The organism is Actinoplanes sp. NPDC049265 (assembly GCF_043197135.1).
Taxonomy (GTDB): Bacteria; Actinomycetota; Actinomycetes; order Mycobacteriales; family Micromonosporaceae; genus Actinoplanes.
In genome coordinates, this window is record NZ_JBICSP010000004.1 from 252,165 (window position 1) to 274,730 (window position 22,566).

At 72.9% G+C, this 22,566-nt stretch carries 26 protein-coding genes; 13 read left to right on the forward strand and 13 right to left on the reverse strand.

The window, feature by feature from the left end:
• The coding region (locus ACGFIO_RS13255; protein ID WP_392825973.1) for an FG-GAP repeat domain-containing protein at nt 1-1,016 on the reverse strand (1,016 nt) is incomplete at its 3' end.
• A gap of 305 nt (nt 1,017-1,321) precedes the next feature.
• On the opposite strand from ACGFIO_RS13255, the gene ACGFIO_RS13260 reads away from it, so the two are divergent.
• Nucleotides 1,322-1,924 (forward strand): AAA family ATPase, encoded by a 603-nt coding sequence (locus ACGFIO_RS13260; RefSeq protein ID WP_392825975.1) that lies wholly within the window; start codon nt 1,322-1,324, stop codon nt 1,922-1,924.
• A 283-nt stretch (nt 1,925-2,207) separates the two neighbouring features.
• Here the strand turns inward: ACGFIO_RS13260 and ACGFIO_RS13265 are convergent, their stop codons facing one another.
• The 4 genes from ACGFIO_RS13265 to ACGFIO_RS13280 form a co-directional block, all read right to left on the reverse strand.
• Entirely contained in the window at nt 2,208-3,131 is a 924-nt protein-coding gene (locus tag ACGFIO_RS13265; RefSeq protein ID WP_392825977.1) for an AEC family transporter, read from the reverse strand.
• Nucleotides 3,132-3,135: 4 nt separating this feature from the next.
• A complete protein-coding gene (locus ACGFIO_RS13270) occupies nt 3,136-3,390 on the reverse strand; it encodes a hypothetical protein (RefSeq protein ID WP_392825979.1) in 255 nt (84 codons plus the stop codon).
• 169 nt (nt 3,391-3,559) lie between these two features.
• Nucleotides 3,560-4,342 carry a DedA family protein gene (locus ACGFIO_RS13275; RefSeq protein ID WP_392825981.1) on the reverse strand — a complete coding sequence of 261 codons (783 nt, stop codon included), beginning with the start codon at nt 4,340-4,342 and terminating at the stop codon, nt 3,560-3,562.
• Between the two features lie 77 nt (nt 4,343-4,419).
• On the reverse strand, nt 4,420-5,634 hold the full coding sequence (locus tag ACGFIO_RS13280; RefSeq protein ID WP_392825983.1) for an FAD-binding oxidoreductase: 1,215 nt from the start codon (nt 5,632-5,634) through the stop codon (nt 4,420-4,422).
• A 49-nt stretch (nt 5,635-5,683) separates the two neighbouring features.
• Here ACGFIO_RS13280 and ACGFIO_RS13285 point away from each other — a divergent pair, with 49 nt between their 5' ends.
• Complete coding sequence (locus tag ACGFIO_RS13285) at nt 5,684-6,289, forward strand: TetR/AcrR family transcriptional regulator (protein ID WP_392825986.1); 606 nt, start codon at nt 5,684-5,686, stop codon at nt 6,287-6,289.
• Between the two features lie 100 nt (nt 6,290-6,389).
• Here ACGFIO_RS13285 and ACGFIO_RS13290 read toward each other — a convergent pair whose 3' ends face one another.
• Nucleotides 6,390-6,689, reverse strand: a complete 300-nt coding sequence (locus tag ACGFIO_RS13290; RefSeq protein WP_392825988.1) for an antibiotic biosynthesis monooxygenase family protein — start codon at nt 6,687-6,689, stop codon at nt 6,390-6,392.
• A 149-nt stretch (nt 6,690-6,838) separates the two neighbouring features.
• Nucleotides 6,839-7,741, reverse strand: a complete 903-nt coding sequence (locus ACGFIO_RS13295) for an NADP-dependent oxidoreductase (protein WP_392825991.1) — start codon at nt 7,739-7,741, stop codon at nt 6,839-6,841.
• A 78-nt stretch (nt 7,742-7,819) separates the two neighbouring features.
• On the opposite strand from ACGFIO_RS13295, the gene ACGFIO_RS13300 reads away from it, so the two are divergent.
• The 3 genes from ACGFIO_RS13300 (at nt 7,820) to ACGFIO_RS13310 (ending at nt 9,602) form a co-directional block, all read left to right on the forward strand.
• Entirely contained in the window at nt 7,820-8,776 is a 957-nt protein-coding gene (locus ACGFIO_RS13300; protein WP_392825994.1) for an Lrp/AsnC family transcriptional regulator, read from the forward strand.
• Nucleotides 8,777-8,841: 65 nt separating this feature from the next.
• Entirely contained in the window at nt 8,842-9,303 is a 462-nt protein-coding gene (locus tag ACGFIO_RS13305) for a hypothetical protein (protein ID WP_392825997.1), read from the forward strand.
• A complete protein-coding gene (locus ACGFIO_RS13310; RefSeq protein ID WP_392826000.1) occupies nt 9,300-9,602 on the forward strand; it encodes a winged helix-turn-helix domain-containing protein in 303 nt (100 codons plus the stop codon). The genes ACGFIO_RS13305 and ACGFIO_RS13310 overlap by 4 nt, the downstream gene beginning before the upstream one ends.
• A 130-nt stretch (nt 9,603-9,732) precedes the next feature.
• On the opposite strand, the gene ACGFIO_RS13315 is transcribed toward ACGFIO_RS13310, so the two are convergent.
• On the reverse strand, nt 9,733-10,269 hold the full coding sequence (locus ACGFIO_RS13315; protein WP_392826003.1) for an EVE domain-containing protein: 537 nt from the start codon (nt 10,267-10,269) through the stop codon (nt 9,733-9,735).
• 150 nt (nt 10,270-10,419) lie between these two features.
• On the opposite strand from ACGFIO_RS13315, the gene ACGFIO_RS13320 reads away from it, so the two are divergent.
• The 6 genes from ACGFIO_RS13320 to ACGFIO_RS13345 all read left to right on the forward strand — a co-directional run bounded on the left by ACGFIO_RS13320 (nt 10,420) and on the right by ACGFIO_RS13345 (nt 15,517).
• Complete coding sequence (locus ACGFIO_RS13320) at nt 10,420-11,538, forward strand: acyltransferase family protein (protein ID WP_392826005.1); 1,119 nt, start codon at nt 10,420-10,422, stop codon at nt 11,536-11,538.
• Nucleotides 11,535-12,071, forward strand: coding sequence for an RNA polymerase sigma factor (locus ACGFIO_RS13325; RefSeq protein ID WP_392826007.1), 537 nt, complete (start codon nt 11,535-11,537; stop codon nt 12,069-12,071). Before ACGFIO_RS13320 ends, ACGFIO_RS13325 begins: the two co-directional genes overlap by 4 nt.
• Nucleotides 12,068-12,997: a hypothetical protein gene (locus tag ACGFIO_RS13330; protein ID WP_392826009.1), complete on the forward strand. Its 930-nt coding sequence runs from the start codon at nt 12,068-12,070 to the stop codon at nt 12,995-12,997. The genes ACGFIO_RS13325 and ACGFIO_RS13330 overlap by 4 nt, the downstream gene beginning before the upstream one ends.
• Before the next feature lie 71 nt (nt 12,998-13,068).
• On the forward strand, nt 13,069-13,878 hold the full coding sequence (locus ACGFIO_RS13335) for an SAM-dependent methyltransferase (RefSeq protein ID WP_392826012.1): 810 nt from the start codon (nt 13,069-13,071) through the stop codon (nt 13,876-13,878).
• Nucleotides 13,879-14,006: 128 nt separating this feature from the next.
• Nucleotides 14,007-14,690, forward strand: a complete 684-nt coding sequence (locus tag ACGFIO_RS13340; RefSeq protein ID WP_392826015.1) for a MerR family transcriptional regulator — start codon at nt 14,007-14,009, stop codon at nt 14,688-14,690.
• A complete protein-coding gene (locus ACGFIO_RS13345; protein ID WP_392826018.1) occupies nt 14,687-15,517 on the forward strand; it encodes an alpha/beta fold hydrolase in 831 nt (276 codons plus the stop codon). The genes ACGFIO_RS13340 and ACGFIO_RS13345 overlap by 4 nt, the downstream gene beginning before the upstream one ends.
• Here ACGFIO_RS13345 and ACGFIO_RS13350 read toward each other — a convergent pair.
• Nucleotides 15,477-15,713: a DUF3817 domain-containing protein gene (locus ACGFIO_RS13350; protein ID WP_392826020.1), complete on the reverse strand. Its 237-nt coding sequence runs from the start codon at nt 15,711-15,713 to the stop codon at nt 15,477-15,479. The genes ACGFIO_RS13345 and ACGFIO_RS13350 overlap by 41 nt on opposite strands.
• On the reverse strand, nt 15,710-16,126 hold the full coding sequence (locus tag ACGFIO_RS13355) for a hypothetical protein (protein WP_392826022.1): 417 nt from the start codon (nt 16,124-16,126) through the stop codon (nt 15,710-15,712). Before ACGFIO_RS13355 ends, ACGFIO_RS13350 begins: the two co-directional genes overlap by 4 nt.
• 95 nt (nt 16,127-16,221) lie before the next feature.
• Between ACGFIO_RS13355 and ACGFIO_RS13360 the strand changes: the two genes are divergently transcribed.
• A complete protein-coding gene (locus ACGFIO_RS13360; RefSeq protein ID WP_392826024.1) occupies nt 16,222-17,172 on the forward strand; it encodes a GlxA family transcriptional regulator in 951 nt (316 codons plus the stop codon).
• 102 nt (nt 17,173-17,274) lie between these two features.
• Here the strand turns inward: ACGFIO_RS13360 and ACGFIO_RS13365 are convergent, their stop codons facing one another.
• Nucleotides 17,275-20,043, reverse strand: coding sequence for an FAD-binding and (Fe-S)-binding domain-containing protein (locus ACGFIO_RS13365; RefSeq protein WP_392826026.1), 2,769 nt, complete (start codon nt 20,041-20,043; stop codon nt 17,275-17,277).
• Nucleotides 20,044-20,059: 16 nt separating this feature from the next.
• Here ACGFIO_RS13365 and ACGFIO_RS13370 point away from each other — a divergent pair, with 16 nt between their 5' ends.
• Nucleotides 20,060-20,722: a GntR family transcriptional regulator gene (locus ACGFIO_RS13370; RefSeq protein ID WP_392826028.1), complete on the forward strand. Its 663-nt coding sequence runs from the start codon at nt 20,060-20,062 to the stop codon at nt 20,720-20,722.
• Here the strand turns inward: ACGFIO_RS13370 and ACGFIO_RS13375 are convergent.
• Nucleotides 20,706-21,425, reverse strand: a complete 720-nt coding sequence (locus tag ACGFIO_RS13375) for a class I SAM-dependent methyltransferase (protein WP_392826029.1) — start codon at nt 21,423-21,425, stop codon at nt 20,706-20,708. The genes ACGFIO_RS13370 and ACGFIO_RS13375 overlap by 17 nt on opposite strands.
• Before the next feature lie 54 nt (nt 21,426-21,479).
• Entirely contained in the window at nt 21,480-22,550 is a 1,071-nt protein-coding gene (locus ACGFIO_RS13380) for a hypothetical protein (protein ID WP_392826031.1), read from the reverse strand.
• Nucleotides 22,551-22,566: the final 16 nt, after the last annotated feature.

Consider the following 22,566-nt stretch of genomic DNA (forward strand, 5'->3'; position numbering starts at 1 on the left):
CGGTAGACACCGATGTCGTCGAAGCCGTCACCGTTGAAGTCACCGACCACCGGCACGTCCGACGGGTCCCCGCCGTACGGCAGGCTGCCGGCGATCTGCACGTTGCGGTGCGTGCTCTTGATGTGCCACTGACCCGCACCCTTGCGGTAGAGCGCGATGTCGGTGTAGCCGTCGCCGTCGAAGTCACCGCTCAGCGGGATGTCACTGGGATCACCGCCGTACTCGTAGCTGGCCACGATCTGCTCACGGTTACGCAGGTTGAGGATGTGCCACTGGCCCGCGTTGACCCGGTAGACGCCGATGTCCGACGTACCATCGCCGTTGAAGTCCGCGCTCGCACCGGAGCGCGCCCCCGTCCACCACGTGGTTTCCTTACGGGCCCCCGGCCAGCCGAAGCTGAAGTGCACGTGGTCGGTGTGCGGGTTGGAGCCGCTGTAGGTCCGCCAGCCCTCCGACGCCCGCGCCGACGACCAGATCCGCCGGTTCCAGATGATGTACATGATGCCCATCCGGCGGGCGATCGCGTGCTTGTTGCCGTATTGGTCGGTGGCCAGCATCCAGTCGACCACCGTCTCGGCGATGTCCCGCTCGTGGGCGTCGGTCGAGTCGAGCATGTAGTCCAGCGCCCGGCCCTCCTTGTGCTCCGAGGTGCCGCCGACGTCGCAGCCACGGGTGATGTTGCCGGTGCGGTTCAGGTCGTACGTGTCGTTCAGCAGCGCCCGCAACGCCACCGGGCCCGGCCGCTCGCCGCTCTGGCAGGTGTTCTGCGGGTCGTTGGCGGCGTAGCCGTCGATGCTCGGGCCGAACCTCGGTGTGCGCGGCGTCGGCACGGCGGCCAGCGCCCGCTGCTGCTCGGTCCGGAGCTGCTGGACGCCCAGCGGCTCGCCGGTCAGCGCGTATTGGCTCTCGCCCTCCTCGGCGATCGGCGGAGGGTCGGCCGCGTAGGCCGGGACCCCGGCCACCGACGTCAACCCGCAGACGATCGCCGCCATGACGGCGACGGTCCTTACTCTCATGAATCCCCCATGGAATCTGTATGACCAATGTGGACAGAACGAGAAGAGATCCGCGGCGAACACTTTGGGGCGGCGCGCTTTCAGCGCACGACGATCACCACAGAATCTCGTTCTCGCCCCGCCGGGAAGCATAGGGATCGATGACCGCCCGCGCACGCACAGTGCGGTATCCAGCACGGTGCAGCGTATTTGTGCTCAGAGCAGGCGAGCGTTCAGTCCGAAGTTCTGTCTGTAACCCACTCGGGATGAGGGACATACCGATGCAAGAACCCCGTCACCAGTTCGGATCCCGCACCATGAATCACGTGAACAAGACGGCGCGAGATACGCAGGCGGGCAAAAGCCCCACACTGTTCTTGATGGTAGGTCTTCCCGGGTCCGGGAAGACCTTTCGAGCGCGGGAACTGGCGGCGGAACGTGGAGCCCTGCGGCTCACCCCCGACGACTGGGCACTCACCATCTTCGGCCAAGAAGACCGACACCAGGAACCCGGCGGCATGCGGTGGCTGTTGGAGGGCCGGCTCCTCGCGCTGGCCGTCGACGCCCTGCGCCTGGGGATCAGCGTCATCCTCGACTTCGGACTCTGGTCGCGCGATGAGCGCTCCGCCCTGCGCTGGATGGCCGCTTCAGTGGGAGCGTCAGGTGAAATCGTGTACCTGCCAGTGGAACGCGACGTGCAATGGAGCCGCATTCAGAACCGCTGGAAACACACGCCAGAGCAGACATTCCCCATGGCCGAGGCCGAGCTCGACCCCTGGCGAGAGCAGTTTGAGGTGCCCGGCCCAGAGGAGCTCTCCGGTTCGGATCTACCCTCCCCACCGCTCGGGGATGAGAGCTGGTTGGACTGGGCCCAGCGATTTTGGCCTTCGCTCGCTCAAAGCTTGACCGAGCCCCTCATCGACAGATGACAGGTCCGCAGCGCTTGGGCGGGCCACAGCTGAGCCTGTCCACCCCGAGCGCTTGGGCGGGCCACAGCTGAGCCTGTTCACCCCCGAGCGCTTGGGCGGGCCACAGCTGAGCCTGTTCACCCCCCAGCGCTTGGGCGGGCCACAGCTGAGCCTGTCCACCCCGCACCGCCGTATCCGGGAACAAGCCCGCCCTGGACCTCACCCTGGCTCCCGCCCGGTTACGGCCAAGACTTCTGGCCCGGTGCGCAGAGCCGCTCTGAGCACAAATACGCATCACCCCTGGTCAGCGGAGCAGCGCCGCCACGGCCACCAGGGTGATCGCCGAGGCGGCGGTGGAGAGGACGATGACGTCGCGCGCGAAGGCCACGCCGCGGCCATAGCGGGCGGCGAAGACGTAGACGTTCTGCGCAGTGGGCAGGGCCGAGGTGACCACGGCGGCCAGCAGCATCGGGCCTTCGAGACCGAGCAGGAAACGGCCGATCAGGTACGCCAGCGCGGGCTGGACCACGGACTTGAGCAGCACCGCGACGGTTCGCTCGGCGGCATCCGGCCCACCGTTGAGCGGCCGGCTCCCCCGCAGCGACATGCCCAGCGCCAGCAGTGTCATCGGCACCGCGGCCGAACCGAGCAGGGTGAACGGCCGCAGCACCGGCTCGGGCAGCTCGACACCGCTGAGCATCACCGCGATCCCGGCGACCGAGGCGATCATCAGCGGGTTACGCAGCGGCAACGCGACCAGCCGGCGCCACGACGGCCGTCCCTCCCCCGTCGCCACGTCCAGGACGGCCAGGGCGGCCGGGCTGGCCAGCAGCACCTGGAACATCAGGACCGGCGCGATGAAACCAACATCACCCAGGATGTACGCGGCGATCGGGATGCCCAGGTTGCCGGCGTTGATGTAGCCGGCGGCGAGCGCGCCGACAGTCAGCTCGGCCACGTCCCGCTGTCGCCGCAGCCGGGCGAAGACGATGTGCAGCACCGATACGGTGAGGGTGCTGAGCACGAACGCGGCCAGCGCCCCGGTGAAGATGCGGCCGGGCGACGACGCGGCCAGCGTGCTGACCATCAGGGCCGGCGCGAGGACGAAGAACGCGAGCCGGGTGAGCGTCGCCGGCCCGGCCTCGCCCAGCAGCCCGAACCGGGCCACCAGGTACCCGATCAGCACGAGCACCCAGATGACGGCGAAGCCGGTGATGACGTCGAGCACGTCGCTACCGGCTCGCGATGCCGGTCAGGAGCAGGTCGAGCAGCCGCGAGGCGAGGTCCAGCCGGTCGCGGGTCTGCCGCCGATCATCCTCGGAGGTGAGCACGGCCCGCTGCGTCTCACCGAGCCCACGCTTGGCCGCCATGAAGTCGACGAACATCTCCATCCAGGCTCGCAGCCCCTCGGCGCCCGGCCTGGTCCGGGCAAGGTCGGCGGCGGCCGCACAGAGCCGTTCCACAACCTGCCGGTAAACCGCCTCCACCAGCGCCTCTCGGGTCGGGAGCGCCGCCGGACGTCGAGGCAACCGTAGCAAGGGACACCGCCATGATCACACCCTTCGGCGCCACCTCCACCGCCGCCGGTCTCACCGGCGCCGACCTGACCGGCCGGCGCGCGGTAGTCACCGGGCGGCGCCCGGGTGGTGTCGCCGCCTAAGCCGTCGACCCGGCCCGGGCCACCCGCCTCTGGGTGATGTCCCTCGACCTGATCACGACCGGCTGAACAGCCGGGATCGCCCGCGTCTGTGCGACCGGCCGCCGCCGCTCAGCCACGGCACCGCCGTCCGCCGGGACCGCCCGCGCCTCGGGGGCCGGGCGCCGCCGCTCAGCCACGGCACCGCCTTCGGCCGGGAGCGCCCGCGTCTCGGGGGCCGGGCGGCGCCGGCGCTCGGCCACGGTGTGCACGATGGCCAGGAACGAGCCGAGGACCAGGCCGAAGGCGGTGCCGAGCAGCGGCGACCCGGCGAAGGTGGCACCGCCGATCCAGCCCAGGCCGATCGCGTACGCCGCCCAGGCCGCACTGGCCAGCCCGCTGAACAGCGTGAACCGCCCGATCGGGAGCCGCACCGAACCGGCCGTCGTGGTGGTGGCGGTGCGCCCGTACGGCAGGAACCGCCCGGCCAGGATCGCCGCCCCGCCGTAGCGCAGCAACGCCCGCTCCGCCTTCTCTTTGGCCATCGCCAGCTTGCCGTTGCGAATCCGCCCACCGGCTTGGCGCCCGAGCCAGTACGACACCCGGTCGCCCGCCATCCCGCCGGCGATCACGGCCGTGGCCAGCGCGGCCAGGCTGGGCCGGCCGGTCGCCGACAGCGCGCCGAGGCCGATCACCACGGTCTCGGAAGGCATGATCGGGATGAACCCGTCGATGGCGACCGCCACGAAGACGATCACGTAGAGCCACGGCGACGAGATCAGCGGCATCAGGTGGTCAAGCATGAGATCGACGGTACGGATCATGCGCCAGCACCTCGATAGTGTGGGCACGTCGATCGATGGTGGGGCTAGCACCACCATCAGGGCAGTGGGATCGCCGCGAACACTCCGTCCGGGTCGAACCGCTGCTTGAGTTCGCGCAGGCGGTGCGCGTTGGGCCCGTACGCGTCGCGGATCTGCTCGTGGTGGTCCGGCCCGAGCAGGTTCGGGTAGCCACCGGGCAGCGCGGACGGGCGCATGAGCTCGGCCACCTGGTCGGCCCAGCCGCTGTCGCGGGTGCCGTCGCCGGGCCGCCACGCGCCGATGATCTCGACCATCAGGTGGTCGCGGCGCAGCCCGAAGGCCGTCGCCTCGACCGGCACGCGGGCGGCCGCCCCATGGAAGTGGTGCATGTTCAGCATGCTCAGCGGCGACGTCCGCGCCGCCTCGCCGGCGAGCAGAGCGTCGATCGGCAGAGCTTCGACATTGACGGTACGGATGGCGTAGTGCCGCCCGTCCGGAGCGAACATCGCATCTCCGCGCTCCAGGGGAACCGTCGGCGCGACGACGGCGACCGTGTTGGCGACCGGGCGGCCCAGCGCCTCGATCCGCGCGATCCACTCCCGGCCCGCCGCAGGCTCCCCCGCCCAGGTCGGACCCACGAACAGCAACGGGGTGCCGTCCGGTGCGCACAGAATCCCGCACGACAACGTCAGGTCGTCGGGCAGCTCGCCCAGGATCGCGCCGAGCCCGGTCAGCACGTCACGGGCCTGACCCAGGCCGAACATCACATGCCCGGCCAGCACCGTCGCCACCGGCTGGAGGCGCAGCCGCAGCGCCGTCACGACGCCGAAGTTGCCGCCCCCGCCGCGCAGGGCCCACAGCAGGTCGGGGTCGTCGCGGACCAGCGTGCCGTCGGCCAGCACCACGTCCGCGCCGACGATGTTGTCGGCGGCCAGGCCGGCCCGGCCCATCAGCGGCCCGTACCCGCCGCCGAGCGCGAGGCCGGCCAGGCCGACCGCGCCCACCGAGCCGGCCACCACCGCCTGCCCGGTCGTCTGGGCCGCGGTCATCACCTCGAGCAGCGTGGCGCCGCCGGCCGCGGTCGCGACGTCCCCCTCGACGGTCACCTCACGCATTCCGGACAGGTCGAGCATCAGCCCACCCGGCCGGATCGCCCGGCCGGCCCAGTCGTGCCCGCCCCCGCGCACCGACAGCGGTGACCCCCGGCCCAGCGCGGACCGCACGTCGTCGACATTCCGGCAGGTCACGACCTCGGCGGGTCGGTGCGTGACGGCCGCGTTCCATAGCTGCATGTTTTCAGTATAGACAATTACATCGAGTACGATCGGCTATGATCGATTGGTGAGTGAGCGACCGACCCGCCGTGCCGAGTACGCGGCCGCGACCCGCCGCGCCATCGTCGATGCGGCCCGCGAGCTGTTCGCGACCCGTGGCTACTTCGCGACCAGGGTCGACGACATCGCCGCGCGGGCCCGGGTCGCCCCGCCCACGGTGTACGCCGCGGGCGGCAAGCCGGCTCTGCTCCGCGCGCTGATGGAGATGTGGGTGTCGGCGACGGTCATCGAGAGCACCTACCGGCGGGTCGCCGAGCTGACCGACGGCACCGAGATCCTGCGCGTGACGGCGGCCGGCACCCGCCGGGTCCGCGAGGAGTGGGCCGACATCATGCGCGTGGTCCTCGGCACGGCGCCGCACGACGAGGCGGCGGCCGAGATCCTGGCGGCGGCGACCGCGGCGTACCGGAAGGGCATGGTCTTGACCGCCGACCGGCTCGCGGCGATCGGGGCGCTGCGCGACGACCTGACCGCCGCCGAGGCCGCCGACGTGCTGTGGTTCTACTTCGGGTACTCGTCGTACTTCACGCTCACCGACGAGAACGGCTGGTCGCTCGATCGGGCGGAACGGTGGCTGCTGAACGCCGCCCACTCCGCCCTCCTCCACCCATGACGCAACCAGTGGTAGACCCGAGCGGCAACCACGCCCCGACCACCGCCCGCCCCTACCACTGCTCTGCACAGTGGTAGGCGCGGGCTGACGCCTTTCGGGTTCAGGACGGGTCGACCTCGTGCAGGACTTCGAAGAGGCCGGGGTACGCCGTCACTCCCGGCACCCGCTGCCCGGGCGGCACGTAGCCCTCGAAGACCGCGCGGTACGAGTCGGCGTCGGCCCAGAGCGCGACGTTCACGTACTGGAAGGCCGTGCCGGTCAGGCCGGTGTTGCGGTGCAGCCGGGCGTGGAGGAACCCGGGCGCCGCGGCGAAGTGGGCGATCGAGCCGCGCCACTCGGCGAGGAACCGTTCCTCGTGCTCCGGCTCGACGGCGAAGCTGTTGATCAGGGTGATGGGCATGGAATACCTCCGATTCAGGGGACGGTCACGACGATGCGACCGCGAACATGGCCGGACGCCGCGCGGCACCGGCCTCGGTCAGACGGTCACGACGATGCGACCGCGAACATGGCCGGTCGCGCACGCGGACTGCGCGGCACCGGCCTCGGTCAGACGGTCACGACGATGCGACCGCGAACATGGCCGGTCGCGCACGCGGACTGCGCGGCGCCGGCCTCGGTCAAGGGGAAGGTGCGGGTGACGGGCAGCGTGACGTGGCCCGCCGCGGCCAGGCGCGCACCTTCGCGCAGGGCGGGCGCCCGGTCGCGGTCGAAGCCGATCGACACCCGGGCGCCGTGCTCCGGGGCGGTGAAGTCGGCGATCGACACCACCGCGGCCGGGTCTCCGGTCAGTGCGATCAGGTCCGGGAGGACGCCCGATCCGGCGATGTCGAGCGCGGCGTCGACCCCGTCGGGGGCGAGGGCACGGATCCGGTCGGCCAGCCCGGGACCGTAGGTGGTCGGCACGGCGCCGAGCTCGGCCAGGTAGTCCTGATTGGATGGTCCGGCGACACCGATGACACGGGCGCCGCGCTCCCGGGCGAACTGCACCGCCGCCGACCCGACGCCACCGCTCGCGCCGTTGACGACGACCGTGTGCCCGGCCCCGACCTCGGCGTCGTCGAGGAGGCGCAGCGCGGTCTCGAACGGGGTGGCGAAGCCGGCCGCCTCCGCGAAGGTTACCTGGTCCGGCTTTCGCGCCCACGAGGTCAGCACGGCGTACTCGGCGTAGGTGGCCCGCCCGGACCCGAACACCGCGTCGCCGGCCGCGACGTCGGCAACCCCGGCGCCGACCTCGTCGACGATGCCCGCCGCGTCCCCACCGACGCCGGCCGGGAACCGCACGGGAACGTGGTCGCGCAGCAGCCCCTGGCGGGCCTTCCACTCCAGCCCGTTGACCCCGGCCGCCCGCACCCGGATGCGGATCTGGCCGGCCGCCGCGTGCGGGGCGCCGACCTCGCTGAGTTCGAGGACCTCGGGCCCGCCGTACCGGGCGAATCGCACTGCCTTCATGCCCGGAAGCATCGGTCGCTGTTGCGGTATCCCGATGACGCGGACGACACTCTGCAGGAATCTGGCACTGTTATGGTCATGACGACGGATTCCGTCACTCTCGACGAGGTCGACCGCGGCATGCTGCAAGCCCTGCACCTGGACGCGCGGGTTCCGTTCGCCCGCATCGGCGAGGTCCTCGGCGTGTCCGACCGGACGGTCGCCCGGCGCTACGGCCGGCTACGCCAGGCCCGGGTGATCAATCTGGTCGGCATGGTCGACGCGAGCCGCCTCGGCGGCGCCGAATGGGTGGTCCGGATGCAGTGCCGGACGGGCGCCGCCGAAGCGGTGGCCGAGGCCCTGGCCCGGCGCGACGACACCCGCTGGGTCACGCTGCTCTCCGGAGGCACCGAGATCAGCGCCAACCTGCGTTCCTGGTCGGTGGCGGAACGCGACGAACTGATCCTGCGGCGGGTGCAGCGGACCGCCTCGGTGGTGTCGGTGTCGGCGCACAGCGTGCTGAACGTCTTCACCGGCGGACAGCACGCCTTCGAGGGCCCGGGCCCGCTCACCGACGCGCAGGTGGCGGCGCTGCGCCCCGCGTACGACGAAAAGACCGGCACCACCGACCTCGCCGGAACCGACCGCCCGCTGTTGGAAGCCCTGGCCGCCGACGGCCGCGCCTCGCACGCCGCGCTGGCCACCGCGACCGGCTGGTCCGAGTCGACAGTCGCCCGCCGCGTGTACGCCCTGCGCGCGGCCGGCCTGCTCCGCTTCGACGTCGACGTCAACCCGGCGGCCCTGGGCCACCGCGCCGAGGCCCGCTTGTGGGCGAGCGTGCCACCGGCCCACCTGGCCGCTACCGGCGCGGCCGTGGCCGGCCACCCCGAGGTGACCTTCTGCGCGGCCACCACCGGCCCGGCCAACCTGCTGATGTCGGTCGTCTGCCGCGACAGCCGCGACCTCTACCGCTACCTGACCGACCGGCTCGGCGCCCTGCCCGCGATCACCCAGGTCCAGACGGCTCCGGTCATCCGCGTTCTCAAACGAGCCTGACGGAAAGTACTTGCCAATGCGGAAAGTGAAGGGGTACTTTCCGCTATGGAAAGAGGAGGTGCTCGATGAGTACGACACCCACGCCCGATGAGGCACGGCAGGCTCTCCAGGATGTCGAGCGGCACCAGGCCGAGACCGCGGCCGCGACCGGCCGCAAGCGGTGGGTCTGGATCGCCTCAGGCGCCGCGGTGCTGGTCTGGGGCGTGCTGGCCGACCAGGTGCCCGACTTCAACCGTGGCTGGAGCTCGGCCGCGATCGTCCTGGTGCTGGCGGTCTCGCTGATCGCCAACTCGCGGTGGGGCGGCAGCCTGTTCCGGCGGCAGGCGCGGCCGCGGGTCGCCTACGATCCGGCCAGCATGCTGTGGTTCCTGCTGGTGATCGCCATCCTGATCGGGGGCAAGGTGTTCGCCGTCCACCTGCACACCCCGCACTACCCGATCTGGGCCGGCCTGGTCGGTGGCGTGCTGCTGGCCGCCGTGGGCCCGTGGTGGCAGCGGCGGGTGCTGACCCGAGCGGCCCGGCGATGACCGAGCCCAAACTGGACCAGGCGCTGCTCGAACCGACCCGGCTGGCGATCCTGGCCGTGCTGGCCGGAACCGAGTGGGCCGAGTTCGCCTTCGTCCGCGACTCGGTCGACGTCAGCGACTCCACGCTGTCCAAACGGGTCTCCGCGCTGGCCGAGAGCGGCTACGTCGAGGTACGCAAGGGCTACGTGGGCAAGCGCCCGCGCACCTGGCTCAACCTGTCGAAGGCCGGCCGCGCCGCCCTCAGTGGACACATCGCCGCCCTGCAGGAGATCGCGACCCGCGCCGCCCGGGTCGACTGAGGCCGCACAGTCCCAGCGCGGGCGTGCGGCCGGGCCGAGTTACGCGGCCCAGGCCAGCGCCGGTCGGCCGCCCGAGCCGCGACGACGTACCGGGCGCCCACACCCCGGCCGGCGGCGACCGGAAGCCGGGTCAGCCCACGACCGAGCGGAACGCCTCCCGGACGGCACTGGCCCCGGCCACGACCACCGCCGCCGCGCCCCGCACCGCGGTCGCGACCACCTGCGGGCCGGGCGGCGGAACCCGGTCGGCGACGGCCGCCCACTCCTCGTCGGTGAGCGGGGACGGATTCCGGCCACCGGTCATCCGCAGGATCAGCGCGTGCGCGAACCGGGGGTCCGCCTCGAGCACCTCCCGGCCGATGGGGTGGTCCAGGAAGTGCGCGGTGAACTCGACCGGCACCACCCAGCGCTCCCCGGCCGGGTCCCGGTCCCCGGTCCAGTAGTGCGCGTCCTCGTCGGCGAACGGGCCGAAGTGCGGTTCCCCGGCCACCGACCCGATCGCCACCACGCCGCCGCCCTCCCCCGAGAGCCAGACGGCGACGTCGTCACCGGGCCGTATCCGTTTCCAGTGCTGCTTGATGGTCCAGCCGGTGCTGGTGTGCCCATCGGTGAAGAAGTCCCGGATGCGCCAGTGCGCCGGATTGCACCGCAGTAGCCATTGCCCCATATGCGCAGTCTGACGAAATCGCGCAGCTACCACCGGCGATTCGGGGCAGTGCCCGATCGAGACCTCAGGTCGGGCGGCCATCCGGCGTAGCAGTCACCGCGGTGCCGCACATGTACGGCCCGGAGACCCCGGACCGACAGGAGCAGCCGCATGACCACCGCCACGCTGGAACGGCCCGTCTCGCCCACGGGCCGCCGCCGCACCACCCGGCTCTACGCGATCGACGGGCTGCGCCTGATCTGCGCGCTGGCCGTGGCCGGTTTCCACTTCGGCGACTCGTGGCGGCTCGACGGCGTGCACCGGCCCGCCTACCACCTGCCCGACGCCGCCCCGATCCTCATCTACGGCTTCCTCGGCGTCGAGACGTTCTTCCTGATCAGCGGCTTCGTGATCCTGATGAGCGGGTGGGGACGGACGGTCCGCGAGTTCGCCGCCTCCCGCGCCGCCCGCCTCTACCCCGCCTTCTGGGCGTGCGTGCTGCTCACCACCGTGGTGACCGCCGTTCTGCCGATCAGCGGCGGGCTACCGTTCCCGCGGGCCGCCGAGGGCGGCGACGTGCTGGTCAACCTGACCATGCTGGCCGAGCCGCTGAACACCCCGCTGGTCGACACCGTCTACTGGACCCTCTGGTACGAGATGCGCTTCTATCTCGTCGTCGCGGTCCTGATCGCCGGCGGGCTCACCGACCGCCGGGTCAAACTGTTCGGCGCCGGCTGGTTGCTGGCCGCGATCGCGATGCCGGCGTTCCCGGGCGCGTGGCTGGACGACGTCGTGATGCCCAGGTTCGCGCCGTACTTCATCGCGGGCATGACGATGTTCCTGCTGCGCCGGAATCCGCGCGACCGCTCGCTGTGGGTGCTGCTGGCCGGGTGCTGGCTGGTCAGCCTGCACCTCGTACATCTGCGGGTGGTCGATCTGAAGCCCGGTTTCCCGGTCGCGGTCTGGCCGGCGCCGGTCTTGATCACCATCGTGTACGCCACGCTGACGGCGATCGCCCTCGGCGCCACCGACCGGCTGCGCCTGCGCCTGCTGGGCACCGCCGGTGCGCTGACCTACCCGTTCTACCTGCTGCACCAGCGGGTCGGATACAGCCTGATCCGCTGGTGCCAGGCGGTCACCGGCTGGGACGCGGCGCCGCTCGTGGCCGGGGCCGTGGTGCTGCTGCTGGTCGTGGCCGGGCTCGTGCACCACCTGGTCGAACGGCGGCTGGCGCCCGTACTCGAGAATCTTGTAGCAGGACGGGCCGCGCCGGACATGGAGGCGGTATGAGACGACCGGACGCCGAGACCGCCTTCCGCGAGCTGTTCGAGGCGGCGTACGACGACCTGCTCTGCTTCGTCGAACGCCGGATCCACCTCGCGGTGGCCGACGACGTGGTGGCCGAGGTGTTCCTGACCGCGTGGCGGCGCTTCGACGACGTGCCCGAACCGCTCGACGACGCCCGCGCCTGGCTGTTCACCGTCGCGCACAACCTGCTCCGCAACGGGCAGCGCAGCCGCCGGCGTCAGCACAGCCTGGCCCTGCGCGTTCTGCGCGAGCCGGGTGACGCCCCCGGGACCGAGGCCGACGGGGTGGCCGCCCGCGTCGACCTGGTCCGAGCCTGGCATCGGCTCGGTCCCGCCGACCAGGAGGTGCTCACCCTCACCGTTTTCGAGGGTCTGCGGGGTACGCAGGCCGCCCGCCTTCTCGGCATCTCCCGCCCCGCGTTCAGCCTCCGCCTCCTGCGCGCCCGCCGCCGCCTGCACCACCTGCTGCTGCCCGACCCCACACCCGCCGCTCACCCCACCGGAGCCTCCGCATGAACATCGACCAGTCCCTCCGCGCGGCCGCCGAACCGGTTCCGAGCCGGGTCGCCCGGCCACCGGCCCGCAAGCTGCTCGACGACATCGTCCACAGCGATCCCTCCGTCGCCCTTACCGCCGCCGCCCGCACGCCGGCCGCTCGCACGCCCACCGCGCATGAGGCCACCGCCCGCATTCCCACCGCGCATGAGGCCACCGCCCGCACGCCGGCCGCTCGTGAGGCCGCCGCCCGCACGCCGGTCGCTCCGGCGCCGGCCGCCCTTTCCGCGCGGCGGCGGCGATTCCCGCGCCTGGCCGTGGCCGGCTCGGCGCTGATCCTCGTCGCCGCCACCGTCGCCGTCGTGAACGGACTCGGGCCGGGCCGGGCGTACGCGTCATGGACGCCGGACCCCGCTCCCCTGCCCGCCGCCGACGCCCGGGCCATCGTGGACCGCTGCGTGCCGACGGCCGAGCGGCCCGGTGCCCGCGTGGCGATCGGCGAGGCGCGCGGCCGGTACGCGTACCTGGACGTGCTGACCGCGGACGGTAGCCGGACCTGCTTCCGCGACCACGACGGCGATGTCCGTCAGTCGAGCGTCCTGGTCGGCCCGGCCGGCGCCGCCCAGCTCGGCCGCACCGGCATCGAGATGTACGGGTGGGGCCAGCTGCGGACCGACGAGGGATACGCCCGGCTGATGTCGGGCCGGCTCGGCTCGCGGATCCGGAAGGTGGACATCGTCGTGCGGGGCCGTGACGGTTCCAGCCGGACGGTCCACGCTACCGTCCGTGACAATTTCTTTGCCGCCTGGTATCCCGAGGGCAAGGACGAGGCCAGCACCAACCGGGCCACCCTGACGCTCACGCGGGCCGACGGAACCACCGAAAGTGGACTGGCCGCGTCCGTTCTGCTCGATCAACCCAGACTGGATACAGGTAGCGGAGAGTAGCGGCATTCAGTAGCATCATCATCCGCCGGCGATCCACTGTGGGTCGTGCTGCCGAGCCCGAAAGGCTGATGATGGCCGACGAACCCGTCAAGCAGGACGATCTCCGGGCCGACGTGCCGCACACCGCGCGCATCTGGAACTACTGGCTCGGCGGCAAGGACAACTTCGCGGCCGACCGGCGGGTCGGTGACCAGGTCCGCGAGATCTTCCCGGTGGTCATCGAGCTGGCCCAGGCCGACCGGCTGTTCCTCGGGCGCGCGGTGCGCTATCTGACCGAGGAGGCCGGCATCCGCCAGTTCCTCGACATCGGCACCGGTCTGCCCACCCAGGACAACACGCACGAGGTGGCGCAGGCCGTCGCCCCCGAGACGCGGATCGTCTACGTCGACAACGACCCGCTGGTCCTGGCGCACGCCCGCGCCCTGCTGACCAGCTCGCCCGAGGGCGTCACCGAATACCTGCACGCCGACCTGCACGACCCCGGTTCGATCCTGAGCGCGGCGGCGAACACGCTCGACTTCGACCGGCCAGTGGCCATCATGCTGCTCGGCGTCATGCACTTCATCAACGACGACGACCAGCTACGGCAGATCATCGACGCCCTGCTGGCCGCGGTGCCGTCGGGCAGCTACATCGCGGTGGCCAACACGACCACGGCGGTCAACGGCGACACCACGGCCGAGGCGGTACGGGTGTGGAACATCGACGCCCAGCCGAAGCTGAAGCTGCGTACCCCCGAGCGCATCGCCGCCTTCTTCGACGGCCTGGAGCTGGTCGAGCCGGGCTGGGTGTCGTGCTCGCGCTGGCGCCCGGTGCCGCTGCCCGACGGCACCCTGCCGGTCGAGGTCGACCAGTGGTGTGGCGTCCTCCGCAAGCCCTAGCTACCAGCGCCCCCTCCCACCACCGGAAGCCCGAGTGGTAGGCCTGGGCGGCATCCGCGCAGCGAATGGCGCCTTGGGCCTACCACTGATCGTGGCAGCGGCACTGTGACAGTAGTACTGTCACAGTTGTGGCTCGCTGGAGTGTTGACGACCTGGCCGCGGCGACCGGGACGACCGTGCGGACCGTGCGGTTCTACGCGGCCGAGGGACTGCTGCCCGCGCCCGCACGGGAGGGGCGCACGGCCTGGTACGACGCCGGCCACCGAGTGCGGCTGGAGCTGATCCACCGGTTGCAGGACCACGGCTACACGCTGGCGGCGATCCGACGGGTGCTGGAGTCGATCCCGGCCGACGCCACGCCCGAGGAGTTCGCCGTCCGCGGCTCGCTGCTGACCCCGTGGGCGCCGGTCACGCACCACGACGAGCTGACCACGCGGGACGGGCAGCCGTTCACGGCCGAGCAGGTCGCCTTCCTCGAGGACGTCGGCCTCGTGCGCCGGCTGCCGGACGGCCGCCACCAGAGCACCCCGTCGCAGCTCGCCGTCGGCCAGGAGTTGCTCGACCTGCCGTTGCCGCTGCCGGCCCTGCGCGCGGCGGCCGCCGTCCTCACCCGGCACACCGACGCCCTGGCGGCCGAGCTGACCGAGGTGTTCCGGGCCGGCATCTGGCAGCCGCTGCGCGACGGTCAGCTCGCCATCGACCCGGCGTTGCTGCCGGAAACCGTCAACCGGCTGCGCGCGGTGGCCGTCCAGGGGCTGGTGGCGGCCTTCGAGCACGCCGCCGACCGGGTGCTGAACGAGGACGGCCGATGAAACTCAGCATCGAGGTCGACGGATTCACCATCGGCGTTCGCGAGTACGGGACGCCGGACGCCCGCCCGTCGGTGGTGTTCCTGCCCGCGATGGGCGTGCCGCTCAGCTACTACCACCGGTTGCTGGCGGCGTGGCCACGGCACGTCATCGCCGTCGAGTGGCGCGGGATGCCCGAGAGCAGGGTCGGTGACCTGCGCCGGGCCCGGTTCGGCTACTCCGACCTGCTGCGCCGCGACCTGCCCGCCGCGGTGGCGCTGGCCGTCGAACGTGGGGCCCCTCAGGTCGTACTCGTCGGGCACAGCCTGGGCGGGCAGATCGCCCTGCTCGCCGCGGCCGGCGGGACCGTCGCCCCGGCCGCGGTGGTGACCGTGGCCACCGGCAGCAGCGCCGGCGGCCACCTCCCGTGGGGCCGGCGGTGGCAGCGCCGGCTCGGGGTCGGCGTGGTCAGCGTGGTCTCGTGGGCGGCGGGGCACTGGCCGGGGCACGTGATGCGGTTCGCCGGGCGGCAGCCGCGGTCGTTGATGCGGGACTGGGCGTACGAGGCCCGGCACGGCCGCTACCGGCTGGCCGGCGACCCCACCGACTACGAGGCGGCGCTGGCCGGGTCGCGCGTACCCGCGTTGCTGATCGACCTCGACGGCGACCGCCTGATCCCCGCCGGGGCCGTCGACCATCTGGCCCGGCGGGTCGGCGGCCCGGTCTCGCGGCTGACCGTGCCGGCCGGGGCGGCCGACCGGCCCGGCGGCTTCGACCATTTCAGCTGGGCCCGCCGCACCCCGCGGGCGGTCATCGACCGGATCGAAGAATGGTCCGCGCTGCCCCGATGATCGGGATCGCGGCGAGCACCGTGGCGCGCCCCGATCGGGTCAGGTGCCAGGTGGCTCCGATGACCAGCAGGTAGGCGCATCCGTGTATCGGGCCCATCAGCGACGCCACCTGCGGGATGTGCACGGTGGCCAGGTTGGTCAGAAGCACGACCAGGGTGACGAGGTCGGCGATGGCGGCCGCCCGCAGCAGGCTCATGCGCCGGTGGTGGAGCCGGGGCGGACGATCATCAGCACGACCACGACCGCCCACAGCAGGTTGAACACGCCGGTGAGCATGCCCAGCCGTGGATCCGGTCCGGCCTGGTCGAGAAGCCCTTTCTGGCGCGGCAGGATGACCAGCCCGAGCAGCGCGGCCGCCACCATGGTCAGCCCGATCGAGGTCAGCAGCCACGCATCGCCGAGCACGCCGAGGCTGGTCGCCGTGGCCAGGCCGAAGACCGGCACCGCGACGCCGATCGTCGCGTAGACCGTGCAGATCCGGTGCAGCAGGCGCAATGCGCGGGCGTCGCCGCGGCGGGCCAGGGCGGGGAACATGCTGGCCGCCACGGTGACGGGTCCGACGGCGATGATCGCGGCGAGCACATGGATGCTGAGAAGCACTTTTGTCACGGTTGCGAAGTTAGGCGGCGCCCGCGCGCGCGAACAGTGGCGCGAATGCCAGGTGCCAACGGATTCCCGCCACGGCCGGTCTAGGCTTGGCGACCATGCACACCATCGCTGTTCTGGCCCTGCCCGGTGTGATCCCGTTCGACCTGGCCACGCCGCTCGAGGTCTTCGCCCGGGTCCGGCTGGCCGACGGCGGCAACCCCTATGAGGTACGGGTGTGCTCCCCCGCGCCCCGGGTCGACGCCGGCCTCTTCACGCTCGACGTCGCCTGGGGCCTGGACGCCCTGGACAGCGCCGACACGATCCTGTTGCCCGGCTGTGCCGACCTGAGCATCCCGATCGACCCCGAGGTGCTCAAGAGCCTGCGCGCGGCCGCGGCCCGGGGCACGCGGATCGCCTCGCTCTGCTCGGGCGCCTTCATTCTGGCCGCGACCGGCCTGCTCGACGGCCTGCGGGCGACCACGCACTGGGTCGCGGCCGATCTGCTGGCCTCGTCCTATCCGGAGGTCGAGGTCGATCCGACGGTGCTCTACATCGATCACGGCCTGCTGGCCACCTCGGCCGGTGCCGCCGCCGGGCTCGACCTGTGCCTGCACCTGATCCGTCGCGACCACGGCTCGGCGGTGGCGGCGGACGCGGCCAAGCTGTCGGTCGTACCGCTCGAACGTGAGGGCGGTCAGGCCCAGTTCATCGTGCACGAGCAGCCGCCCGCTCCGCGCGGGTCGGCGCTGGAGCCGGTGCTGCGCTGGCTCGAGGAGGCCGCGCCGGCCGAGCTCACGACCGCGCAGATCGCGGCGCACGCGGGGATGAGCACCCGCACGCTGAACCGGCGGTTCCGGGAGCAGACCGGGACGACACCGCTGCGCTGGCTGCACCGGGCCCGGGTGCGCCGCGCGCAGTACCTCCTGGAGAACACCGACGACACCGTGGACCGGATCGCCGACACGGCCGGTTTCGGTTCGCCGACCGCCTTCCGCGACCGGTTCAAGAGCGTCGTCGGGATCAGCCCCCAGGCGTACCGCCGCGCGTTCCGTTCCCGCACGACCTGAGGATCCCGCGCGACCTGAGGGCCCCGCGCCGGATCGGACGGTCACGCGCCGGATCGGACGGTCACGCGCCGGATCGGAGGGTTGGGCGCGACCGGAAACGGCTCAGCGGTCCAGGAGCTGGGCCAGGTGCACGGCCGGGCGGTCGCGGAGGTCGGCGATCTGGGTACGGCAGGAGAAGCCGTCGGCCAGCACGACCGCGTCCGGGGCCGCGTCGAGGGCGGGCAGCAGGTTCTGTTCGGCGACCGCCACCGACACCTCGTAATGGCCGATCTCCACGCCGAAGTTGCCGGCCAGACCGCAGCACCCGGCCAGCCGCCGCACCGTGGCCCCGCTGTCGGCGAGCAGGTCGGCGTCGGTCTTCCAGCCCAGCACGGCGTGGTGGTGGCAGTGCGGCTGGGCGACCACCTCGACGCCGGACAGGTCGGGCGGGGTCCAGCCGTCCGTCCGGGCCAGCAGCTCGGCCAGGGTGTGCACCGAGCCGGCGACCGCGCGGGCGTCGTCGTCGCCGGGTAGCAGTTCGTGCAGGTCGGACCGCAGCACGGCGGTGCAGGACGGTTCGATGCCGACGATCGGGAGGCCGGCGCGGGCGTCGGGGGCGAGCGCTGTGACCGTACGGCGGAGAATGGTCTTGGCCTTGTCCAGCTGCCCGGTGGTGATCCAGGTCAGACCGCAGCACACCGGGCCGGACGGCAGCCGCGGTTCGTAGCCGGCGGCCCGCAGCACGCGGACCGTGGCCTCGGCGACCTCGGGCGAGAAGGCGTCGGAGAACGAGTCGGCGAAGAGCACGACCGGTTTGCCGCCGGTCCGGGGTTCGAAGGTGCGGCGGAACGGGCGCCGCGCGAAGGCCGGCACCGACCGTCGCTTGTCGACACCGGCCAGCCACAGCGCCAGGCCGCGGACGCCGGGTAGCCGGGTCGCCAGGTTGGCCAGCCGCGGCGTCCAGCCGGCCAGGCGCGCCCAGAACGGCAGTTTCCCGAGCGTGTAGTGCGAGCGGGGACGGACCTTTCCGGCGTACGTCTGGTGCAGCACCTCGGACTTGTAGGTGGCCATGTCGATGCCGGTCGGGCAGTCGGAGGCGCAGCCCTTGCAGGACAGGCACAGGTCCATCGCGTCGTGCACCGACGGATGCGACCAGGGCAGCTCGCCGCGGACCACCTCCTGCAGCACCCGGGCCCGGCCCCGGGTGGAGTCCTTCTCTTCCCGGGTGGCCAGGTACGACGGGCACATCACACCACCGGCGGCGGCGTTGTCGGCCCGGCACTTGCCCACGCCGGTGCACCGGTGCACGGCCTGACCCAGGTCGCCGTCGTCGTGCGGGTACGCCAGCGCGAGGCGTGGCAACGAGAAGTGGCCGGCCGGGCGCACGTCGGCGTCGATCGGATCGGGGTCGACCAGCACCCCGGGATTGAGCAGGTTGCCCGGGTCGAAGGCGTGCTTGACCCCGGCGAACAGTTTCAGGGCGCCGGCCGAGTACATGTGCGGCAGCAGCTCGGACCGGGCGCGGCCGTCGCCGTGCTCGCCGGACAGCGACCCGCCGAACTCGCCCACCAGCTTGGCCGCGTCGGTCAGGAACTCTCGCATCACCTTCGTGCCGCCGGGCTGGTCGAGCGGCAGGTCCAGGCGCACGTGCATGCACCCGTCACCGAAGTGGCCGAACGGCGCCGAGGTCATCCCGTACGACGCGACGAGCTCGTCGAACCGGGCCAGGTAGGCGCCCAGCCGATCGGGCGGCACGGCCGCGTCCTCCCAGCCCGGCCAGGCCGGCTTGTCCGAGGGCGCGCGACCGGCCAGCCCGGCGCCGTCCTCGCGGATGCGCCACAGCCGGGCCTGCGTGGCCGGGTCGGTGACGACCAGCGCGTCGTCGCCGATGCCGTCGGCCGCGAGCCGCCGCGCCCGCGCCTCGACCTCGCCCGGGTCGTCGCCGGCGAGCTCGACGAAGAGCCAGGCGCGGCCGCGGGGCAGGGCCGGCACGGCGTCGGCGCCGCGGCGGGCCCGCAGCACGTCGAGCAGCCGCGAGTCGAGGCCCTCGCAGGAGGTGGGACCGTGGGCCACCACGGCCGGGGACGCCTCGCCGGCGGCGACGATGTCGCGGAAGCCGAGCACGACGACGACCCGCACCGGGGCGTCCACGACCAGCTTCACGGTGGCGCGGGTGATGACGGCCAGGGTGCCCTCGGAGCCGACCAGGGCCCGGGTCAGGTCGAAGCGCTCGGGCAGCAGGTGCTGCACGGCGTAGCCGGAGACCTGCCGGCCGAACCGGTCGAACTCGGTGCGGGCGATGGCGAGGTGCGCGTCGACCGCTTCCCGCACCCCGGCCAGGACGGACGCGGCGCCGGTGACGCCGGACGGCCCGGTCGTGATCTTTTCGCCCGCGGCGGTGAGAAGGGCGAGCCCGGCCACGTTGTCGGAGGTGCGGCCGTAGGCGAGGGACCGGGAACCGCAGGCGTTGTTGCCGATCATCCCGCCGATCGTGCAGCGCGGGTGGGTCGACGGGTCGGGGCCGAAGCGGACGCCGTGCGGGATGACCGCCTTCTGCAGGACGGCGTGCACGGTGCCGGGCTCGACGACCGCGGTCCGGGCCTCGGGGTCGACCTCGAGCACCCGGTTGAGGTGGCGCGAGAAGTCGAGCACGATGCCCCGGCCGACCGCGTTGCCGGCCACCGACGTGCCGGCGCCCCGGCTGGTCAGCGGCACCCCGGTGGCGCGGGCGACGGCCAGGGCGGCGGCCACCTCGTCGACGTCGCGGGGGCGGACCACGGCCAGCGGCGGGATGCGGTAGAGGGAGGCGTCGGAGGCGTACATGCCGCGCGTACCCGGATCGGATCGAACCTCGAGCCCGGCCCTCTCCAGCTCTGCCACCACATCTCCCATGAGTAACATGTTACTCATGCCCTCGCTCCGCCTTCCCGAGGCTCCGTCCCTGGCCGACGCGGTCGCCCAGGCCATCCGCGACGGCGTCGCGTCCGGGCAGCTCGTGCCCGAGACCACGTATTCGGTCTACCAGCTGGCCGAGATCCTCGGCGTCTCGCGCAGCCCGGTCCGCGAGGGCATGTTGCGGCTGGCCGAGGCCGGGCTGGTCGAGATCCGGCGCAACCGCGGCTTCCGGGTGCTGCCGCCGCGCACCGACGACATCGAGGAGATCATCGGCATCCGCCTCGCCCTGGAACCACCGGCCGCCCGCCGGGCCGCCGAGCGGGGCACCGACGAGCAACTGGCCGAGATTCGGGCGTCGCTGGCGGCGATGGCCGGCGCGGCGTCCCGGGGCGACGAGGCGGCGTTCTGGCCGGCCGACCGGGCGCTGCACGACGCACTGCTGCGCACCTCGGGCAGACCCCGCACCGCGACCATCGTCGACCGCCTGCGCAGCACGACGGCCCTGCTCGGACCGCCGACGACCGCGGCCGGCCGCACCCTGACCGCGATCCTGGCCGAGCACGAGCCGGTGGTCTCCGCGGTCCTGGCCCGCGACGGCGCCGCCGCCGAGGGCGCCATGCGGGCCCACCTGGAGGCCACCCGGGCCGTGCTCGTCGCCCTCATCGCCGGGCGGTGATCAACCGGCAGCTGGCCGGCAGCCGGTAGCCGCCGGACCCGGTCCGGAACCCGGCGATGTGCTCGGCCATCACCGCGCGCGCCTTCTGCTCGTCGGCACGGGCGAAGAGACCCGCGAGCGGCCCGAAGCCGGCGCAGAACGCCCACCAGCTCTCGAAATCCGGGTACTCGGTGTCCCAGTGGTAGGTGGTCGCCGCGACGTCCCGGAAACCCTCCAGCTCCTCGGTGTAGCCGGCGAAGGCCGCCTCGACGTCCGGCACGTCGGGGAGCAACTCCCGCAGAACGGACAGACCGATGCCGGTGTACGGGCTGGAGGCCAGGTCGGGCCAGGTGGCGAGGCTGAGGATCCCGTCGGTACGCAGCACCCGCGCCGCCTCGCGCGAGGCCACGCCGACCGGCGCCGTGCTCGGCAGCAGCAGGCCCATCCGGGAGATGACCGCGTCGGCTCCGCCGTCGGGAAAGTCGAGCCGGGCCATGTCCATGACCCGGAACTCGGCGTTCGCGGTGCCGGACGGCAGCACCGCCGGGTTGTTGTCGATGCCGGTGATCCGCAGGTCGGGCCGTTGCCGGGCCAGCTCGAGGCTGAGCGTCCCGGTGCCGCAGGCGAGCTGCACGACATGCGCGCCGGACGGGAGGTCACGCAGCGGGGCCAGGATCGGAGCGGCGAGTCCGGAGAGCAGCCGCATCAGGTTCTGTTCGGTCACGCGGCCCAGTCAAGCGGCCCGCGCCCGCGCCGCCCATGCTCCGGCCACCCGGCTTCATGCGCGATCCACCCGGTACTCGCCGCCGCAGGACTCGGCCAGCGACGGGCCGAAGAGCGCGGCCGGGGTGTACGCGCCGGGCCGGCCCTCCCCCGCCAGCAGCCGGCGGACCACCTCGGCCGCCACCGCCCCGGTGTAGGCCTGCGCGTCGCCGATGCCGAGCCAGCCCTCCCGGACCGTGCCGTCGGCCCACCGGACGCGGGCGTGCCCCCAGGAACGTTCGCGCGGCTTGGGCGCGGCCTTGACCCGGACCGCGGCCATCCGCCGGATCAGGAACCGGCGCAACGGCCCGATCGCCAGCAGCCCGGCCAGCGGCAGCACCGGCCGGGCGGGGGCCAGCTCGCTGGTGGCGGAGACCACCTCGGGCGCGCCGCTGGCCCGCTGGGCGGCGACGAGCTCACCGAACGGCACGCCGACGGTGGTCACCCGGTTGCCGTCGGGCAGCGTGAGCTGTCGCGCGGCACCGCCGAGCCGGGCCGGGGCCAGCCGCCCCCCGGTGTAGCGCCGCCCCTGGAACCGGCGACCGCCCTCGACGCCGGGCAGACCGTCGAGCAGGGACGCGGCCAGCGCCTCGCCCAGCCGCCCCTCCGCCATGGCCAGCGACGGAACCATGTCGACCCGGACCTCGGCCGCCGGGGGCCGGTCCTGGCACAGCTTGACGACCACGCTCTCGGTGGCGGTCACCCCGAACCCGGCGCCGGTGACCACCGACCGGCCGGCGGCCGTCGCCCGCGCGTCCAGGGCGAGCAGCGCGGCCACCGCCCCGACGTCGTTGGCCAGGTCGGCGTAGTGCGCGAAGGGCAAGCAGGCGGTGGCGATCGGGACGCCGGTGACACCGAACGGCCCGATCGTGTTGATCACCGCGGCTGGGCGGTCCCGGCGCAGGGCGGCGATCGTCTCCTCGACCGTGCCCGCGACCACCGTGCGGGCCGCGCCGACCTCGGCCGCCGCCTCGGTCAGGCGACCGGCGTCCCGGCCGGCCAGCACCGGTGCGATCCCCCGGCCGGCCAGTGCCGTCGCGACGGCGCGGCCACTGCGGCCGGTCCCGCCCAGGATCCAGGTCTCCATCGGCTGTCCTCTCGAC

Bases quoted from the DNA above. Each gene is read 5' to 3' on its own strand.
- ACGFIO_RS13380 (WP_392826031.1), bottom strand. From the start codon at position 22,550: ATGGAGACCTGGATCCTGGGCGGGACCGGCCGCAGTGGCCGCGCCGTC.
- ACGFIO_RS13280 (WP_392825983.1), bottom strand. From the start codon at position 5,634: ATGCAGCTATGGAACGCGGCCGTCACGCACCGACCCGCCGAGGTCGTG.
- ACGFIO_RS13330 (WP_392826009.1), top strand. From the start codon at position 12,068: ATGAACATCGACCAGTCCCTCCGCGCGGCCGCCGAACCGGTTCCGAGC.
- ACGFIO_RS13320 (WP_392826005.1), top strand. From the start codon at position 10,420: ATGACCACCGCCACGCTGGAACGGCCCGTCTCGCCCACGGGCCGCCGC.
- ACGFIO_RS13365 (WP_392826026.1), bottom strand. From the start codon at position 20,043: ATGGGAGATGTGGTGGCAGAGCTGGAGAGGGCCGGGCTCGAGGTTCGA.
- ACGFIO_RS13350 (WP_392826020.1), bottom strand. From the start codon at position 15,713: ATGAGCCTGCTGCGGGCGGCCGCCATCGCCGACCTCGTCACCCTGGTC.
- ACGFIO_RS13300 (WP_392825994.1), top strand. From the start codon at position 7,820: ATGACGACGGATTCCGTCACTCTCGACGAGGTCGACCGCGGCATGCTG.
- ACGFIO_RS13305 (WP_392825997.1), top strand. From the start codon at position 8,842: ATGAGTACGACACCCACGCCCGATGAGGCACGGCAGGCTCTCCAGGAT.
- ACGFIO_RS13290 (WP_392825988.1), bottom strand. From the start codon at position 6,689: ATGCCCATCACCCTGATCAACAGCTTCGCCGTCGAGCCGGAGCACGAG.
- ACGFIO_RS13295 (WP_392825991.1), bottom strand. From the start codon at position 7,741: ATGAAGGCAGTGCGATTCGCCCGGTACGGCGGGCCCGAGGTCCTCGAA.
- ACGFIO_RS13370 (WP_392826028.1), top strand. From the start codon at position 20,060: ATGCCCTCGCTCCGCCTTCCCGAGGCTCCGTCCCTGGCCGACGCGGTC.
- ACGFIO_RS13310 (WP_392826000.1), top strand. From the start codon at position 9,300: ATGACCGAGCCCAAACTGGACCAGGCGCTGCTCGAACCGACCCGGCTG.
- ACGFIO_RS13315 (WP_392826003.1), bottom strand. From the start codon at position 10,269: ATGGGGCAATGGCTACTGCGGTGCAATCCGGCGCACTGGCGCATCCGG.
- ACGFIO_RS13335 (WP_392826012.1), top strand. From the start codon at position 13,069: ATGGCCGACGAACCCGTCAAGCAGGACGATCTCCGGGCCGACGTGCCG.
- ACGFIO_RS13345 (WP_392826018.1), top strand. From the start codon at position 14,687: ATGAAACTCAGCATCGAGGTCGACGGATTCACCATCGGCGTTCGCGAG.
- ACGFIO_RS13360 (WP_392826024.1), top strand. From the start codon at position 16,222: ATGCACACCATCGCTGTTCTGGCCCTGCCCGGTGTGATCCCGTTCGAC.
- ACGFIO_RS13325 (WP_392826007.1), top strand. From the start codon at position 11,535: ATGAGACGACCGGACGCCGAGACCGCCTTCCGCGAGCTGTTCGAGGCG.
- ACGFIO_RS13275 (WP_392825981.1), bottom strand. From the start codon at position 4,342: ATGCTTGACCACCTGATGCCGCTGATCTCGTCGCCGTGGCTCTACGTG.